The sequence below is a fragment of the uncultured Alistipes sp. genome, assembly GCF_902388705.1.
In the GTDB taxonomy this organism is placed as follows: Bacteria; Bacteroidota; Bacteroidia; order Bacteroidales; family Rikenellaceae; genus Alistipes.
Genome location: NZ_CABMQJ010000011.1, coordinates 1 through 17,550, shown reverse-complemented (window position 1 = coordinate 17,550; position 17,550 = coordinate 1). Strand labels below are relative to the sequence as shown.

At 60.1% G+C, this 17,550-nt stretch carries 16 protein-coding genes and 1 pseudogene; 3 read left to right on the top strand and 14 right to left on the bottom strand.

What is annotated here, in order from left to right:
- Positions 1 to 10 precede the first annotated feature (10 nt).
- Together xerD and QZT71_RS05260 are read left to right on the top strand one after the other, a co-directional pair.
- A complete protein-coding gene (gene xerD / locus QZT71_RS05265) occupies positions 11 to 907 on the top strand; it encodes a site-specific tyrosine recombinase XerD (RefSeq protein WP_295913514.1) in 897 nt (298 codons plus the stop codon).
- A 341-nt stretch (positions 908 to 1,248) separates the two neighbouring features.
- Positions 1,249 to 3,057: a glycoside hydrolase family 2 protein gene (locus tag QZT71_RS05260; protein ID WP_295913511.1), complete on the top strand. Its 1,809-nt coding sequence runs from the start codon at positions 1,249 to 1,251 to the stop codon at positions 3,055 to 3,057.
- A 578-nt stretch (positions 3,058 to 3,635) separates the two neighbouring features.
- Here the strand turns inward: QZT71_RS05260 and QZT71_RS05255 are convergent.
- The 14 genes from QZT71_RS05255 to QZT71_RS05190 form a co-directional block, all read right to left on the bottom strand.
- Positions 3,636 to 4,784, bottom strand: a complete 1,149-nt coding sequence (locus QZT71_RS05255) for an amidohydrolase family protein (RefSeq protein ID WP_295913510.1) — start codon at positions 4,782 to 4,784, stop codon at positions 3,636 to 3,638.
- Positions 4,744 to 5,571 (bottom strand): DUF4296 domain-containing protein, encoded by an 828-nt coding sequence (locus QZT71_RS05250; RefSeq protein WP_295913507.1) that lies wholly within the window; start codon positions 5,569 to 5,571, stop codon positions 4,744 to 4,746. The genes QZT71_RS05255 and QZT71_RS05250 overlap by 41 nt, the downstream gene beginning before the upstream one ends.
- A 2-nt stretch (positions 5,572 to 5,573) precedes the next feature.
- Positions 5,574 to 6,779, bottom strand: a complete 1,206-nt coding sequence (locus tag QZT71_RS05245) for an FtsX-like permease family protein (protein WP_295913504.1) — start codon at positions 6,777 to 6,779, stop codon at positions 5,574 to 5,576.
- A gap of 15 nt (positions 6,780 to 6,794) precedes the next feature.
- Entirely contained in the window at positions 6,795 to 7,145 is a 351-nt protein-coding gene (gene rbfA / locus QZT71_RS05240; protein WP_295913502.1) for a 30S ribosome-binding factor RbfA, read from the bottom strand.
- Positions 7,146 to 7,156: 11 nt separating this feature from the next.
- Positions 7,157 to 7,963, bottom strand: a complete 807-nt coding sequence (locus tag QZT71_RS05235) for an outer membrane beta-barrel protein (protein WP_295913499.1) — start codon at positions 7,961 to 7,963, stop codon at positions 7,157 to 7,159.
- Positions 7,964 to 7,967: 4 nt separating this feature from the next.
- Positions 7,968 to 10,010, bottom strand: coding sequence for an Ig-like domain-containing protein (locus tag QZT71_RS05230; RefSeq protein ID WP_295913496.1), 2,043 nt, complete (start codon positions 10,008 to 10,010; stop codon positions 7,968 to 7,970).
- 2 nt (positions 10,011 to 10,012) lie between these two features.
- Entirely contained in the window at positions 10,013 to 10,972 is a 960-nt protein-coding gene (locus QZT71_RS05225; RefSeq protein ID WP_295913493.1) for a hypothetical protein, read from the bottom strand.
- Positions 10,969 to 11,481: a 2-amino-4-hydroxy-6-hydroxymethyldihydropteridine diphosphokinase gene (folK, locus tag QZT71_RS05220; RefSeq protein ID WP_295913491.1), complete on the bottom strand. Its 513-nt coding sequence runs from the start codon at positions 11,479 to 11,481 to the stop codon at positions 10,969 to 10,971. Before folK ends, QZT71_RS05225 begins: the two co-directional genes overlap by 4 nt.
- A 3-nt stretch (positions 11,482 to 11,484) precedes the next feature.
- Positions 11,485 to 12,630 (bottom strand): DNA polymerase III subunit delta, encoded by a 1,146-nt coding sequence (locus QZT71_RS05215; RefSeq protein ID WP_295913487.1) that lies wholly within the window; start codon positions 12,628 to 12,630, stop codon positions 11,485 to 11,487.
- Positions 12,631 to 12,635: 5 nt separating this feature from the next.
- Entirely contained in the window at positions 12,636 to 12,821 is a 186-nt protein-coding gene (locus QZT71_RS05210; protein WP_295913485.1) for a hypothetical protein, read from the bottom strand.
- Positions 12,822 to 12,828: 7 nt separating this feature from the next.
- Complete coding sequence (locus QZT71_RS05205; protein WP_295913482.1) at positions 12,829 to 13,557, bottom strand: peptidylprolyl isomerase; 729 nt, start codon at positions 13,555 to 13,557, stop codon at positions 12,829 to 12,831.
- A 3-nt stretch (positions 13,558 to 13,560) separates the two neighbouring features.
- On the bottom strand, positions 13,561 to 15,030 hold the full coding sequence (locus QZT71_RS05200) for an oligosaccharide flippase family protein (RefSeq protein ID WP_295913479.1): 1,470 nt from the start codon (positions 15,028 to 15,030) through the stop codon (positions 13,561 to 13,563).
- Positions 15,031 to 15,246: 216 nt separating this feature from the next.
- Entirely contained in the window at positions 15,247 to 16,230 is a 984-nt protein-coding gene (locus QZT71_RS05195; protein ID WP_018695508.1) for a CorA family divalent cation transporter, read from the bottom strand.
- Positions 16,231 to 16,300: 70 nt separating this feature from the next.
- The gene (locus QZT71_RS05190) at positions 16,301 to 17,074 is read right to left on the bottom strand and encodes a menaquinone biosynthetic enzyme MqnA/MqnD family protein (RefSeq protein ID WP_295913427.1); all 774 of its coding nucleotides are present in this window, start codon (positions 17,072 to 17,074) and stop codon (positions 16,301 to 16,303) included.
- A gap of 247 nt (positions 17,075 to 17,321) precedes the next feature.
- Here QZT71_RS05190 and QZT71_RS05185 point away from each other — a divergent pair.
- Positions 17,322 to 17,550: pseudogene (locus tag QZT71_RS05185) on the top strand (hypothetical protein); the annotation flags it as partial.

Sequence of the window (17,550 nt, the reverse complement as noted above, 5' to 3'; positions counted from 1 at the left end):
CAGGGCAGGAATGGCAGAAAATACGAAAAAGTGGGAAGATACAGGACGTCGTTACCGCACTTACATCAAACTGGAGAAAAGGCTTTCGGAAAATACCGTCGAATCGTACATGCGCGACCTGCGCCAGTTCGCCCATTTCATCCTGCGCCAGTGGGACGTTCCGCCCCGCAAGGTCGAGGGGGCGATGATCGAACGCTACATGGCGTGGCTCTATGAGCACGGCCGCGAAAAGACCTCGCAGGCACGCTGCCTGTGCGGCATACGCAGTTTCTTCAACTTCCTGCTCGTAAGCGACCAGATCGAAACCTCGCCCGCGGAATTCGTCGACACCCCCAAATTCGGCCGCCAGCTGCCCGACATCCTCACCACGGGGGAGATCGACCGCATCATCGCCGCCGTGGAGATGCGCACGGTCAAAGGGCTGCGCGACAGCGCCATGCTCGAAGTGCTCTACTCGTGCGGACTGCGCGTATCGGAGCTCACCTCGCTGCGCCTCTCGGACCTGTTCTTCGGCGAAGGCTACATCCGCGTCATCGGCAAGGGCGACAAGCAGCGGCTGGTGCCGATCAGCAACGCCGCACGCGACAAGATACAGCGCTACCTCGAAGAGCGGCGGAGCGCCCGCTCGGGCGAAGAGGTCGTATTCCTCAACAACCGGGGCGGACAGCTTACGCGCGTAATGGTCTTCACGATTCTCAAACGGGCCGTACAGCGTGCCGGAATCGACAAACGCATAAGCCCCCATACGTTCCGCCACTCGTTCGCCACGCACCTGCTCGAGGGCGGCGCCAGCATCCGCCAGGTGCAGGAGATGCTCGGACACGAAAGCATCCTGACGACCGAGATATACACCCATCTCGACAGCGACCACCTGCGCCGCACGCTCGAAGAGCACCTGCCGATATAGGCCGCCAGCCGCGGCGGCTGAAAACCGCCGGGCCGGCGCTCCGGCTGTCCCAGGGAATTCGCAGAATGCAGCGTCGCGGCAGGTATTGGTCCCGACATTCCCCACCGGATTTCCGGCGACATTTCCGGCATGCTTTTCCGCATTGTCGGATTATTTTATTATTTTGCGAGAAATTACCCGGCACGCCCCGCCTGCCGGAAAAAGTCCGGAAAAATGCGCCATACGGCCCGTTTGCAGGGCCCACCATACTTTTTCTGCATATATGCGGACTGTTTTTCCAGGCGGATGGCTTAATTTTGTACTGTTTTGAAATGCAATTTTAACCTATAATAACCCGGAACATGAAGAAAAACATCCTCCTGACCGCTGCGGCCCTGCTGACGACCATGGCCGGCATAGCGCAATGGCAGCCCGCGGGCGACCGTATCAAAACCGAATGGGGCGAAAAACTCGACCCGCAGAACGTATTGCCCGAATATCCCCGTCCGCAGATGACGCGCGGCGAGTGGCAGAACCTCAACGGCCTGTGGGACTACGCCATCCTGCCGATGGGACAGACCCCCGAAAAATACGACGGACAGATTCTCGTGCCGTTTGCCGTGGAATCGAGCCTCTCGGGCGTAGGCAAACGTTTGAACAAAGAGAACGAACTCTGGTACAACCGCACGTTCACGGTTCCCTCCAAGTGGAACGGCAAACGCGTGCTGCTCCACATCGGCGCGGCCGACTGGAAAACCGACGTGTGGGTCAACGGCGTCAGCGTCGGCAGCCACACGGGCGGCTACACGCCGTTCGAAATCGACATCACGGCGGCGCTCAAGAAAGGCGACAACGACCTCAAGGTGCGCGTCTGGGATCCGACCGACGCCGGCTACCAGCCCCGCGGCAAGCAGGTGAACCGCCCCGAGGGTATCTGGTATACTCCCGTGAGCGGCATCTGGCAGACGGTATGGCTTGAGGCCGTACCCCAGCAGTACATCAAATATATCAAGACGACGCCCGACCTCGACCGCAAGTCGTTCCGCATCGAGAGCACGGTGTACGGCGCACAGCCGGGCGACCGCATCGACGTGGAGATTTACGACGGCACGACGCTGGCGGCCAAAGGCAGCGCCCTGGCAGGTGCGGCGGCCGAACTGACAATCGCAGAGCCCAAACTGTGGAGCCCCGCAACGCCGTTCCTCTACGACCTGAAAATCAGCCTCGTACGCAACGGGAAGACCGTCGACCAGGTGGGAAGCTACGCGGCGATGCGTAAATTCTCGACCGGCCGCGACGCGGACGACATCGTCCGTCTGGAGCTGAACAACGAGCCCGTATTCCAGTTCGGCCCGCTGGATCAGGGCTGGTGGCCCGACGGCCTCTACACGGCCCCCTCGGACGAAGCGCTGGCTTTCGACGTCATCAAGACCAAAGAACTGGGCTACAACATGATCCGCAAGCACGTGAAAGTGGAGCCCGCACGCTGGTACTACTACTGCGACAAACTGGGTATGATCGTATGGCAGGACATGCCCAGCGGCGACCAGGGGCCCCAGTGGCAGATGCACAGCTACTTCACCGGCGAAGAGAAACACCGCTCGGCCGAATCGGAGGCCAACTACCGCAAGGAGTGGAAAGAAATCATCGACTACCTCTACTCGTTCCCCTCGATCGGCGTATGGGTTCCGTTCAACGAGTGCTGGGGACAGTTCAAAACACAGGAAATCGTGGAGTGGACGAAGGCTTACGATCCCTCGCGCTTGGTGAACCCCGCCAGCGGCGGCAACCACTACCTCACGGGCGACATCCTCGATACGCACCACTATCCCCACCCGCGCCTGACGCTGCTCGACACCAACCGTGCAACGGTGCTGGGTGAATACGGCGGCATCGGCTTCGTGATGAAGGGCCACCTCTGGGAACCCGACCGCAACTGGGGCTACATCCGCCTCAATTCGCCCAAAGAGGTGACCGACGAGTACGAGAAGTATGCCGACATGCTCTACAAACTGATCGGCCGCGGCTTCTCCGCAGGCGTTTACACGCAGACGACCGACGTGGAGATGGAGGTCAACGGCCTGATGACCTACGACCGCAAGGAGATGAAAATCGAGCCGGAGCGTATCCGCAAAATCAACGAACGCCTCTGCAACGCGCTGAACAAATAGGCGAAGAGCCAAAAACGAATAAAAAGGGAGCCCACGGATGTGGGCTCCCTTGTATATTTATGTTTATGGCCAAGCGGGGGGGGGTCGGGGAACCGGGCCGCACCCGGGGCAAAAGCGGATGTAGGCCGGGATAAAAACCCGTACCGGAAAGGAGGGGCATAAGTAGGTGCAGGCAGGGGCAAGAACAGGGCCCGGCAGGAATGGAAGCGGCGCCCGGCAGGAACAAGGGCCGGGACAACGGGAACATGGGCAGGTATTGGCAGGAACAAGAGTAGCGCCTGCAGGGACAAGAACAGGGCCCGGCAGAAATGGAAGCGGCGCCCGGCAGGAACAAGGGCCGGGACAACGGGAACATGGGCAGGTATTGGCAGGAACAAGAGTAGCGCCTGCAGGGACAAGAACAGGGCCCGGCAGAAATGGAAGCGGCGCCCGGCAGGAACAAGGGCCGGGACAACGGGAACATGGGCAGGTATTGGCAGGAACAAGAGTAGCGCCTGCAGGGGCAAGAACAGCGCCCGGCAGGAACAAGGGCGGCAGGAGGGTGGAATATTTGCGAAAAAGCTACAATGCGGCGCCGGTTACAGGATGCGGCGGATTTGCGAGGCGGAAGTCAGGCACAGCGTATCATAATCGAGGCCGGAGATGACCGTAAGGCCGCAGCGGCGACCCGGAGCGACCGTCCCCAGTTCATCGTCCATGCCGAGCGCCCGAGCGCCGCCCGACGCCGCCCACGAGAGCAGTTCGGGAAGCGGAATGCCGGGGAACATGCGCATCTCCTCGAAGACCGAAAGGCGGTCGTTCGACGCGAGCGAATCGGTGCCGAGGCAGATAGCTAACCGGTTGCGGCGCAGCAGCCCGACGGGCGGCTCGAGGCCGGAAATATAGCGGTTGGAGCGGGGGCACAGGCACCACCATACGGGGGCTGTAAAATGTTCCATGACGATGTCGATGTCCCGCTGGGTGACACAGCAGTTATGCACCAGCAGCACACGGCGGTCACGCGGCACGCTGGCAACGAGCCGTTCGGCAGCAGAGCCGTAATGCAGGAAGTCGCAGGAGAAACCGGCCTTTTCGTACCACTCCCACAACGGCCCGCGGCGCTCGAAAAGCGCCGCTTCGCCCGGGGACTCCAGGAAATGAATCGAGAGCGGCGCATCGCCCTCCGCGGCGATGGCACGCAGCGGAGCGTCCTGCACCGAATAGAGCGAATGGGGCGTAAGCGAAGTGTGCGGATGCCGGAGCAACGGCCGCAAAGGGTCGGCAGACGACGCGCGCAGGCCGAAAAACTCGACGAAAGTATGGTAGGCAATCCTGCTGTCCGATTTCACGGCGAAAGTCGTATCGCCGTTCGAAACATCGCCCACGGCCTCGATGCCGGCCTGCCGCATCGCCGCATCGGCGGCGGAAACGGCTTCGCGGCGCTGCTCGTCGGAAAATCGCTCGCGAACCCGGGCCATACCGCTCGCGAACCCGGCGAAACCGCACCCTTCGGGGATTGCGCCCCGCAGGTAGGAGAGTTCGAGGTGGCAATGGGCGTTGACCAGTCCCGGCGCGAGGACGCCGGCGTAAAATTCGGTGCCGGGGCTGCGATCCGGCTCGTCGCAGGTATCGACCGTGAGGATGCGGCCGTCCGCCGCGACCCCGACGAGGGGATTGCGGAACAGGCCCTGCGGCGTCCACAGCAGGTTAGAGGCTATCCGCCGGAAGGGCTGCGCGGAAGAATTCATCGGCGAAGATGCGAATGTCGAGCTGCTGCAGGTAGAGGCTGTCCACGGCTGCGGACGTTCGGGGGGTATAGTCGACCGTAAGGTCGGTGATCGTCACCGAAGGCCGCTGGGGTTTTTCGCGGAAATCGATGAAGTCCAGGCGGAGGCGCCGGTGCGTGCTGTCGACCGTGAAGCGGCGCGTGAAGTTCTCGGTGCGGTTGCGGCGCAGCGTCGTCGTATAGACGCTGGCGCGCGTGCTGTCCATACGCTCGAGCCAGACGACGCCCCGCAGTCCCCTGTCGTTGCGGTCGAGCGAATCGACGAGGTATTTGAGCCGGAGGTCGTACTCGCCGGGCTGCACGTCGATGGCGATCCGCAGCCGCGCCGTATCGCGCAGCGACCCCACGCGGATAAGCGAATCGGCATAAACCGTCCGCGTAAAGGCCCGGCGGGCGACGTTGTCAATCGTATCGAGCACGGCAACCTCTCGGTTGAGGGCCTTGCCCTCGGCCTCGAGTTGTTCGATAGCCAGCTCGACCACATCGCCCAGGCGCGCGCTCTTGCGTTTCGAGAAGTTGCCGATCGTGTAGTAGACATCTTCGGTCGTATAGCCGTATTTGGCGAAAACCGGCTCGTAAATCTTCAGCGAATCGACGCTCATCTGCCGGTCGCCGATATAGGCGTTGGTCAGGAAAGCATCGTGGAAAATCTGCGCCAGTTTCCTGTCGGGAATAATCTTGTGGCGGGCACAGGCCCCGGCCAGCAACAGCACGAGGGCGCAAAGCGATATGCGGAAAACAGGTTTCATAATCAGGTGTTATGTTTCACCATGCTGCGCACGGTAATGTTCGAAATGACGTAGGCGACAAGGCCGAAAGCCGCAAGGACGACCACCAGGTCGCCGAAACGGAACTCGACGGGATAACTCTTCGTAAGGAACGTTTCGGCGGGAATGCCGATCAGCCCGAAATGCTGCTGCACCAGGCTCGCCCCGACGCCGAGAACCACCCCGAACAGCGCACCGAGGCCGCAAATCAAAAGCCCCTCGCTGCGAAAAACGGCCCGCACAAGCGACGTGTCGGCCCCCAGGGCCCGCAGCGTCGCGATATCGCGCCGCTTGTCGACAATCAGCATCGCCAGCGCCCCGACAACCGAGAACGACGCGACGAGCAGCACCAGCAGCGAGATGAAGAAGATACCCCATTTCTCGTAGGTCATAATCCGGTAGAACGAGGCCCGCAGTTCGTAGCGTGTGCGGACACGGTATTCGCCGCCCAGCCGCTGCTCCAGCGCTTGGCGCACCCGCTCCGCATCGGCGCCCTCCTGCAGGCGGACGACGAGGCCCGAAACCCGGCCGGGATGGCTGAAAAGCTCCTGCGCCAGCCGCAGCGAGGCGAGGACATAGGTGCGCTCGGTTTCAAGGTCGAGGGAGTAAACCCCGCCCAGGGGCACCGTGCGCCGCGTGTAATTGTCGAAAGGCAGCAGCGACGAAAAGGATCCCCGGCGCACAGCGTATACGTTGACGTCGGCATCGGCAAGCGTACGCACACCCAGCATATAGGCCATCGACTGTCCCATGACGAGCCGCTCGAGGTCGCCCAGGCGCACCCGGAACTCACCCGAGGGAATGGCCTCGGCAAGCGGAAAGACCTCGCCGTAGGCATCGTCGACGCCCCGCACCGTCGCGGTAGCCTGGCGTCCCGCATGTTCCAGCAGGGCGCTCTGCTCGAGGATGAACGAGAACGCCTCCACCCCGTCGATACGCGCCACGGCAGCCGTGTCGACAGCATCGGCGGCAAAGGTCTGCCCCTGCCGGGGTGTGACGGTCAGGTCGGCGTCGAAAGCCGAGCACATCGATTTGACGAGGCTCTCGAACCCGTTGAAGACCGACAGCAGGATAATCATCGCCGCAACGGGCATCGCGACGGCCACCACGCTCAAGCCCGAAATCAGGTTGACGACCGAACGGGATTTGGGCGAGAAAAGGTAGCGGCGGGCGAAGAATTGCGGCAGCATGTCGGGGCGCGGAGGTTATTCGTTCTTGTCGTTCTTGAGCGCCTGCTCGATATGCTCGATGTATTCGAGCGAGTCGTCGAGGAAAAACTGGATTTCGGGCACGTTCTTGAGCTGGTTGCGGATACGCTGCCCCAGGGCGCGGCGGATGAACCAGTTCTGGCGCTCGATCTCCTGCATCGTCGCGGCACTATGCTCGAAGGGGAAGATGCTGACGTAGATTTTGGCATAACCGAAATCGGGCGACATGCGCACGGCCGTGACCGTGACGAGCGACCCGCGGACGATGCCGGCACCCTCCTTCTGGAAGATTTCGGCAACGTCTTTCTGTATCTGTTTGGCGATTTTCTGCTGTCTTGTAGTTTCCATAACTCGAAAAATTATAATCCGTATTTGAACACTTCGCGGTTCTTTTCACGTTTCTGGCGCGGCTTCCAGGTCGAGAAGCCCTCCTTGTTGAAGCGGTAGCTCAAACCCACCGAAATGGTGAGGTTGTCCAGCGGCGAACGCATCGGCGTAGCCCAGAAGGGGTTTTCCGTGCCGTCGCCGACGTTGTCGGCGTATTTGTTGCGGTTGCGGACGATGTCCGAAAACCCGAAATAGTAGCGGGCGCGGAAGTTGATTTCGAAGCGGCGAATCAGCACCGCCACGCCGCCGCCGCCGGCAAGTCCGTAGCCCCAGCGGTTGTCGCGGGCAAGCTTGAACGGGTAGTCGCCCTTCCAGTCGGCCACACCCGATGCCCTGGCGGCCTCGTCCTCGTAGGTCGAAGAGAGGTGGTAGGAGAATGTCGCCGCCGCTTCGAGGTAAACGCGGACGCGATGGCGCAGCATATAAACGTGGGGCTGCCAGACAATGGGCAGCACAATCGAATTGATATGGCGCGTATAGTAGCGGAAATCCTTTTTCTCCTCGACCATCGCGGCGTTGGTCGCGAACGAGAAGCCCTGCTGGAGGAATTCCAGATCGATGCCGAAGCCGCCGACGAAACGCTGGGTGCCGTAGTAGCGCCACGTGAGGCCCGCCGTATAGGAACCCCACATCGCTTTCATCTCCTGCTTGGGTTCGAGGCGGGCGTTGGCCATGCCGTAGCCCGCGGTGAAACCGAGCGTGTGCTGCGCCGCGGCACCCTGCCAGCAGCAGACGGCGGCCGCGAGCGACAACAGGTTTATCAATTGCTTCTTCATCATCGCGCTATCGGAAATTACTGAACATGCCGCCCGTGGAGTTCATGCTGTTGTTCATGCGGTTGTTCTGGTCGTTGTTGTGGTCGTGCTGTTTCTTCTTCGGCTCCTTGGCCCGCTTCTCCTCCTCGCGGCGCAGGCGCTGGGCCTCGCGCTCGTCGAGCAGGCGCGAAAGCGACTCCATCGTCACCGGGGCGAAAATGCGGTTCATATCCATGGCCAACTCGATTTCCCAGTTGGCTTTCGTGGCGAAGGTATCCTCGCCGTCGTCGTTGGCGTAAATCTCGGCCCGCTCGGGCTGGAGGCGTTCGACGACATTGCCCGTATCCCACTTTCCGTTGCCGTTCCGGTCTTCGATGATGCGGAACTTGATTTCGCCGGCAGGGACGTAGTTGAACTGCCAGTCGCCCGTGGTGACGTCGCGCTTCTCCTGTTTGAGCGTATTGCTGCCGTCGAGCAGCTGGAGGATGTATTTCGTGCCGTCGTCCCGGCCCGTGACACGGATTTTCACCGTGGCGAACTTCTCGGGATCGAGCACCGTATATTTGCCGATAATCGAGTCGTTGGAAAAGCCCGCGACATCGGTGATTGCCCCCTCGGGAATGGTCAGCGTATACTGGCCGCCCGTTTTCCACGGCGCGCGGATATACCAGCGCCGGAGCTGTCCCGTATCGCGCACGAACTGCACGGGAACATCCTCGACGTTGTTGTCCGGCAGGGTGAGCGTCAGCAGCATGGAGGCCGAATCGAGCCGGGTGAGCGGATAGTCGAAATCCATCGTCAGGTGGTTTTCGGGATTGACTTCGCCCGTCAGCGGAAGTTTATAGGCAAAGGGATTCGGCTTTTTCGGCTCGACCCACTCCTCGCCGGCGGCTTCGGCCTTGCGGCGTTCGCGTTCGAGCTTTTCGCGCTCCTTCTCCTGCTCTTTGGTTTCGATCAGCCGCCACGGCAGCTTCAGCGGCTCGGTGACGGATTGCAGGACATTGACCGTATCGTGCTTGAAATAGGTTATCTCGCCCTTGATCGTATCGGGCAGCGCCGAAGAGGGCATGTTGAACCACAGGGCGATGGTATCCCGCCCGACGGTCTGCGGATCGACGATGACGTTCTCCTCGGGAATGCTGTCGAAACGGATGCGTTCGATCTGCGGATGCGCAGCGGCGAAGTAGAGCATCGCCTTGTGCTGCTGGGGACGCTCGCTCTCGGAAAGCGTCTGGCGGCGGAACGCCTTGTCGGTGAACATCCGGAAATAAAGCTGCGGCTCGGCCGTGACGTATCGGCGGATGGAGTCGAACCACATGGCGAAATCGGGCTGCTCGGCCGGGTTGTACGTCCCCTCGAGGAATCCGACCTGGTCGGAACCGGGCTCGTATATCTGGTTGTCGTTCTTATCCTGCACGGCATAGACCCGGTAGGGAATCGGCTTGAGGTTCTGGGCGATGAAGATGCCGTTGTTCTCGGCACGGGCGATGACGGCGGGCTTGTATTTGAAAATCGTCGAGTCGTATTCGGCCACGTCCTCCACCGAATCGGCGGGGAAGAACCAGATGAAACTCTTCGACACGGAGTCGGCCTTGTAACTGTCGGCGGTATAGCCCGAGAGAATCATCGAGTCGATTTCGGGGCCGGTAGAAAAGACGTAGCGCATCGAATAGAGCGGATTGCCCTCGTTGTTGTCGCGGATGGCGCTGCCGAAATTGAGCGCATAGGTCGTATTCGCCTCGAGCGTATCGCGCAGCTGGACGACGATGCCCTTGCCGCGCATCGAGATGAGCGGCTTCTTCTTCATCTGCGGCGAGGTGAAAAACTCTTTCTGCTGGTCTTTGAGCTGCACGAACTCGTCGAACAGGATGTAAATCTTCTCGTGGTGCACGAGCGGCCGGTCGGTCGAGAAGTTGTCGGGCGTCATGTTCAGAATCACCGGGGGCAGCGTGTCGCGCGGCCCGCCCGTGGGGGTCATCATGCTGGCGCAGCGGCTCAAAAACGCCGATACGAAGAGCAGCAGTACCGCGGCGCGCAACGCGCGGACAATATTTCGTTTTCGAATATCCATCGTTACCTTTTACTTGTACCTGTTCCCTGCTGCGGGGCAGCATTTCTTTCGTTGACCACGCGCCAGCCGTCCTCGACATAAAGGTACTCGGGCCGCCACATGCGGAATACGACCGGGAAAGTCACGGACTCGCCCGTGAGATCCACCACCTGTTTCGAATAGGCGTAAAGCTCGTTGGTCTGGTCAACCACGACCACCATCAGCGTCGGGCTGCTGACCTCCATGCCGTAACTTCCGGACTCCTCCCTGTAAGCGAGGAAATTGGGATTGGAGCGTTTCTGGTCGGGATCGTCCTTGCGGGTAATGACCCCGGCCACGGCATCGACGTACGAGCCGATTTTCCACGCCGTCGTATCGACAGCGTAGGCATAGACCTTGAGTTTGGCCGGTTCGGTGGTTTCACCGCCCTCTTCGGCCTGCACCGAGGGCGAGATATAACAGTCGAGGTAGGTCGGGGGCACATAGAAATCGTTCCGGAAAATCCAGTTGCCGTCCTTGTATTCGTTTCCCTCTTTCCACGGCTTGAAAGGCAGCGAAACATACAGTTTGGGGAAGTTCACGGGAACCTCCTGCTGGGTGTAGCCGTAAATCCGGTGCTCGGTATCGACCGCGACCACCATCACCAGCTCCTTGGTAAGCTGCATCCGGAGCCATGACGCATCCCCCTCCTGCTCGTAGGGTTCGGCCGTCGCGAGGGGTGCGGTGAGCTTTTCGGACGGATTGTCCCGCCGCGAAATGACGCCCCCGAGGGCATCCTCGTACGAGGCGACCGTCCAGTAAGTCGTGTCCGCCCCGTAAGCGTAGGCCTGCGCCTTGCCGGCTTCGAGCGGCCGGACGGCATCGCCCGAATTTTCCTGCACCAGCGGCTTGAGCACATAGGTCGTATCGTACGAAACGTCCTTGAAACATCCCGTAACCAGCGCTGCGGCGGCAAACAGCAGTATGAATCGTCCTTTTTTCAATTTTCAGCGGTTTTTATTTTCGTTGCACGCAGCGCCTCGAACATCTCGCCCATGGTCTGTCCCGTAACCGGATGGCGGCGCATACGCATGATTTCGCACAGCGGAGCCAGGGCGAACTCCCTTTCGGCGAGCAGCGGATGGGGAACGGTGAGCCGCTCGCTGTCGATTACCTCGTCATCGTAGAAGAGGATGTCGATGTCGATTGCCCGCGAAGTGTAGGCTACGCCCGTACGGGCTTTCTCGACGGCTTCGGCGGCGCGGTTGCGCCCCAGCTCCTGCTCGATGGCCTGCACCGCGTCGAGCACCTCGAGCGGCAGCAGGTCGGTGGAAACCTCCAGCGCCTGGTTCGAGAACGGCTGTTCGGCCTCGAAGCCCCACGGTTTGCTCTCGTAGCGGTGCGAACACCGCAGGACGGCGCCCACGCGGGCGTTGATAAGTTGCTGTGCCGCCTGGAGCGTCCGTTTCACGTCGCCCGAATTGCCGCCTGTCAGAAGTACTACACGTGCCATGTTTCAGAGTCGTTTTATCATTTTGCTCACCGCGAGGGCGAAGTGGGTAAATACGATCGTCGGATTTCCGTTCTGCGAAATCTGCGCCAAAGCGCTCTCGATTTCGCCGATAAGCGGTTCGATGTTCTGCGAACCGACGAACGGGGCGAATTTCGAACAGAAAGCCAGCTCTTCGCCCCAGAGGTAGCTGATTTCGTGGATGCCCGCATGCAGCATGTAACTCTCCCGCAACAGGCGCGAGGCATCCCGCAGGAAGGCCCGCTGCTGCTCGCGCGAAAGCTGTGCGGCATCCTCGGCCCACGTCACCAGTTCGAGGTGTTTGTCGTTATAACTCAAGCGCATGAGCCCGCAGAAAAGGTCGAAATTCTCTTTCCGCAAGGCATCGTTTTCGCCCGCCACGAGGTGTTGCAGCTCCACCAGATCGCCGCCCGCCAGACGGGCCATATTCCGGGCCTTTACCGGGTCGGCAATGCCCTGCCCGTGCGCCACGCCCTCCAGCACGTCGGGTGCAATACGCGGCACGGCGACCTCCTGCGTACGCGAGATAATCGTCGGCAGCAGGCGGTCGGGTTGTTCGGAAACCAGCAGGAAAAGCGTCTTCTCCCACGGCTCCTCGAGTATCTTGAGGATCTTGTTGGCCGCCTCCTCGTTCATCGCCTCGGGCAGCCAAATCAGCATCGTCTTGTAATCGGCCTCAAAACTCTTGAACGAGAGTTTGCGGATGATTTCGTCGGCTTCGCGGGCCGCAATCATACCCTTGAGCGTCTTGCCCAAGTCGAGCCGATCGTACCAGTCCTGCGCCGAGAAATAGCCGCCGCGCTCGGTGAAAAGTTCGCGGAAGCGGGGCAGGAACTCGTCGCTGCGCATCACTTCGCCCGATTTTTTGCCCTGCTTGTTGACCGGGAAGACCAGGTGCAAGTCGGGATGCGCCAGCGCCGCAATTTGTTTGCAGTCGGGGCATTCGCCGCACGAGTCGCCGTCGCGGCGGTGGCGGCAGCAAAGGTACTGCACATAGGCCACGGCCAGCGCGAGGGCGCCCGCACCGGCCAGCCCCGTGAAGAGCTGGGCATGGCTCACGCGCCCGGCGTCGACGCTCTGCGCCAGATGCCGTTTCAAATCCTCCTGTCCCGTTATGTCTGCAAATCGCATAGCGTTTACTCCTTTTTCTTCAGTTTTTGAATCGTCTGCCGTGCGGCGACGGCAGCCAAAGCCAGGATGACCAGCGCAAGGACGATTGTCCGGCCGCCGCCGCGCTCCATCGAGAGCGCCAGCACCCCGACGATGAACAATACGAAACTCACCGACAATACGGTTATCTTCTCCTTCACGCTCCGTTTCATCCCTTCCCTATTTTTCAGTATCCGGTTCCCGCACCACCTCGGCGCGCAGGATGCGCACATCGGCCAGCGGACGGTCGAGCGAATCGGTTTCGACGCCCTGAATCGCCTCGACGACCTCCAATCCCTGCGTCACACGCCCGAAAACAGTGTACTGCCCGTCGAGGTGCGGCGTCCCGCCCACGGTTTTGTAAAGCTTCCGCAGCGAGTCGGGAATCACGACCCGGCCGTTCGTCCCGCCCGTAACACGCTGCTGCGCCCGGTCGAGCTCCTCATCGGTCATCTGCCGCCCCCAGACAATGTAGAACTGGCTCGACGACGATTTTTTCCCGGGATTCATGAAGTCGGGTGTCCGGGCCGCAGCCAGCGCGCCGCGCGTATGCCCCAAAGCCGGGTAGACAATCTCGGCGGGCAGCTCATACCCCGCACCGCCCTCGCCGAGCGGCATTCCCGCCGGAGCGCGGCGCGAATCGGGATCGCCCGACTGAATCATGAACCCGGCGATCACACGGTGGAAAAGCACCGAGTCGAAAAATCCCTCGCGGGTGAGTTTCAGGAAATTGTCGCGGTGCCGCGGCGTACGGCCGTCCAGCTCGAGGCGAATGTCCCCCGCCGTCGTGTGCAGTACGACCCCGGCAGATCCGCCGGCCGCACGGTTTCCCCCGCAAGCCGTGAACAGGACCGCGGCAAGCAGGAACACGCCCGCAGACAAGGTTCGTATGTTCGTCCGTCTTTCCATTGCCTATTTTCGTTTCAAGGCTGCCTTCACCATCGCCGCGACGTCAATCCGCTCGCGGCGGACGAGGTAAACGGCGTAAGCCGCAAACAGCACTATATTAAACGCATAGCTTATCAATTTATTGCCGTCGCAGGCCGTAACGGCTTCGCAGGCGGCGAAGACTGCGAGCGCGATTGCCACGTATTCGCCGATACGCCGCCAGTCGTAGGGCGTCGGGTAAAAACGGCGGTTGAGCCCCCAGCTCACGGCGACCATCGTCGATTCGCTCGCGAGGCGTGCCCACGCAGCTCCGTAATAACCCCATAAGGGGATGCACCAAAAGCCGAACCCGAGCATCGAAACAAGTCCCGCACCCGTAACGACGATCGCCAGCGACGTCCGCTCCTCGCGTTTGTACCAGAACGAAAGGTTCAGCCACACGCCCGTCAGCACATTGGCGCCCAGCACCACGGGGAGAATAAAAATCCCCTCCCGGAAGTCCCGGCCGACAATCAGCGCGAACAGATCGCGGAACAGGGAGATGCCGAGGAAAATCAGCATCGAGGCCATGACGTAATATTTCAGCGCCGCGGCGTTCATCTGCACGAAATCCGATTTCTTGAAATTCGAGAGGAAGAACGGCTCGGCGGCAAGGCGGTACATCTGGTAGAAAAGCATCATCACCACGGCGATTTTCGTAATGGCGCCGTAGACACCCACCTCGGCCATGGCTCCTTCAGGCACGAGGTATTTGATTAACTGGCGGTCGATGAACTCGTTGGCCGTGCCCGCCAGTCCGCCCACCAGCAGCGGCAGCGAATAGGCGAAGACCGCGACGAGCAGCGCCCAATTGATTTTCGGAACGGTGCGGTCGGTGGTCGCAAGAATCACCAGCCACGTAACGACACTGGCAATCAGGTTGGCAACAAAAACCCAGCCTACGCCGAATTCGGTGGCGAAAAGCCCGGCAAAGCCGAAAGCGATTGCCAGCACGACATTCAACACGACATTCAGCGCCTTGATGCCGACAAACAGCAACGCCCGCCCCTGCTCCCGCAGCCGCGAGAACGGAATGCAGGCCCACACGTCGAACAGGATAATCAGCCCCACCCAGACCACATACTCGGGATGCGCGACATACGCCTCGCCCATCAGGCCCGCGACACCGTGACGGAATCCCGCCACCAGCACGAAGAAGAGGGCCGCGGCAAGGGAGGTAACGCCCCAGGTCGTGGCGAACAGTTTCCGTTTGGCGGCCCGCACGTCGCCGCCAGCCTCCTCGGCCTTGGCCGAGAAGCGGAAGTAACTCGACTCCATGCCCATCGTCAGCAGCGTGAGCGCCAGTGGGATAAGGGCATAGATATCGACCACGATGCCATAGGTTTCCTGCCCGAAAATACGGGTATAGTAAGGCGTGAGCAGGTAGCTCAGGAACCTCACCACGATGGTGCTGATACCGTAAACAGCAGTCTGTTTCGCTAATTTTTCGAGCATGGACACAACTTATAGCCTGCAAATATACGAAATTTGCCGGGAAAAGGCGACATTCTCTTTCTTTCTTAAAGAAAGAAGAGAAAAGACCCCGGAACGGTTTCGGAGCCCGAGGAGCAGACCCGTGCGCAAACGGCACACGCCCGGACGGGCGACCGGGACACATTCCGTCCGCGCCGCAGGGAAGCGGGTGTGACAGGGTTTATAAAACAGAACCCGTCAAAGCCATTTTTTATACTTGAAGTACCAGATAGTCAGCGCCGAACAGAAAATCATCAGGCCGATGGCGAAGATATAGCCCAGAGGGATGTTCCAGCCGTTGCCGAGGGTCAGCGTCCAGTCCAACTCGGGCATGAATTTGAAGTTCATGCCGTAAATCGACGCGATGAGCGTCGCGGGCATGAAGATTACCGCCGCCACGGAGAAGATCTTGACAATCTCGTTCTGCTCGATGTTGATAAGACCCAGTGCCGCATCCTGGATATAATCCAGTCGCTGGAAGCTGAAATCGGCGTGGTTAATCAGCGAATTGACGTCCTTAATCATCAGTTGCAGGCGCGGGTAAATATCGTTCGGGAAACGCTCCGAGCGCAGGATGCCCGACAGTACGCGCTGGCGGTCGAAGATATTCTCGCGCAGCGACATCGTACTCTCCTGCAGGGCGCTGATGCGGTGCAGGACGGCCTTGTCGATCGAATCCTCCGAATTGATGTCCTTCGAAAGCGCCGCGACCTGCTTGGCAATCAGTTCCACGAGGTCGGCGTCGAAGTCGATGCGCACCTCCAGCAGCGAAATGAAGAGGTGGTAACCCGTCGAATAGCTGCGGTAGTTCATCTGCAGCCGCTTCTCCGTTTCGCGGAAAGTCCGGAACTCGGCGCTGCGCACCGAAACCAGCACGCCCTCGTTGGAGATGATGAACGACACGGGTTCGACGATGAACGTATCGCCCGTCGGGACGAAGAAATTGGAGTTGGAGATGATGGCATTCTCGTTTTCCGAGTATTTCGAAGTCGACTCGATCTCCTCGACCTGCTGTTTGGTCTGGAGGCTTATCTCCATGAAGTTCTCGACGGCCTTCTGTTCCTTGATGGTGGGCAGAAGCATGTCGATCCACAGAATGTCGTCGTAACCCAGCTCATCGAAGAGTTTGGTGTCGGCATTGCGGATAATCTTGTTGTATTGCTTGAGGTAAATTGTAATCATAAAACGCTCTCTTTCTTAAAGTTCATAATTCCCGTCCGGCAGAGAGGCGGAGCTGTGTCCGCTATGCTCTTCAGCCGGGATTGGCCCTCGGGGATACCTTGATGCCCGAGTCCCAGAACTTTTGCAGCGCTTTATGCTTCTGATTGTCGAAAATATAGTCGATGTTCTGTGTAAGATAGCCGTACGCATCGTACGGTTTGCAATCGAAACCATGCTCGAGCACCGCCTCGTAGGTGTGCTCGATACCGAAAGTCAGCGCATGCTGCAACCCCTCCGTCAGGTCGGGGTCGGTGCCCTTGCGGGCCACCCAGACGGCGAAGGCGAAGGGCAGGCGCGTGGCCTTTTTCCACTCGGCGGCCAAATCGTACGAAAAGGCGAAACGGCCCTCGTAGTCGAAAACCTTGTCGCCGATCAGCAGGAAGGCATCTCCCGGCCGGGCATGCTCCAACTGCGCGTAATCTTCGAGCGTATAGTATTCGGGAGCGGTTTTCCAGTGCTTTGCGAACAGGTAGCCCGCAAGCTGCACCGAAGTGAGCGAATGGGCATCGAGGAAGACGCGGCGCACCGTTTCGATCGGTTCATCGCTCAACAGCACCACCGTCCGCACGGGCCCTGCGGCGCCGATGCAGTATTCGGTGACCACCTGCGCATCGGCAAGCGACGGCACGGCAGCGGCCGGCACCAGGGCGATGTCGGCCCGGTGTTCGGCGAAATTCCTTGCACAGAGGGAGGGTGGGGACAACAGCAGCTCGGCACGGAAGTTACCTTCGTGCCCGATACCATAGATGAACGGTATCGTATTGAGATACGACACAGCCGCTATACGTGGAACTATGACCATCATCCATAAGGTATAAAACTGTTGGTTTAATGATGCAAAGGTAATCAAATTTCGGGAGTTTTTCCATAAAATTTAGAAAAAGTGCCTCCGCCTCTTGACAAGGGGGTGTCGGCCGATGTATATTTGCAGGACAATTCACACCGCACGGTGCACAGTGCGCAGGTTATCGACATCGGGACAAGGTTCTCTTCCAGTTGTTTGTGAATTGTTGTTACAGTTTATCAACAATCTTTCAAACCGTTTATCAACAATGAATCGCACCCATCTCGAGGGTGTGGCGGAAACGCTTGCGACGCAGGCGGGCTATACGTTCTACGCCGGGCCGGAGGGCGACATGGCGCATACCCTACGGGGTTATCCCGCGGCATGGCTGACACCCCTGGAGCTGCATGCCGTCGAGGGGCGCAGCCACGGCCGGGCGACGTACGACATGACGCTGCACCTGCTACGCTCCGGCGCACGCCTCGCCCCGGAGGCCC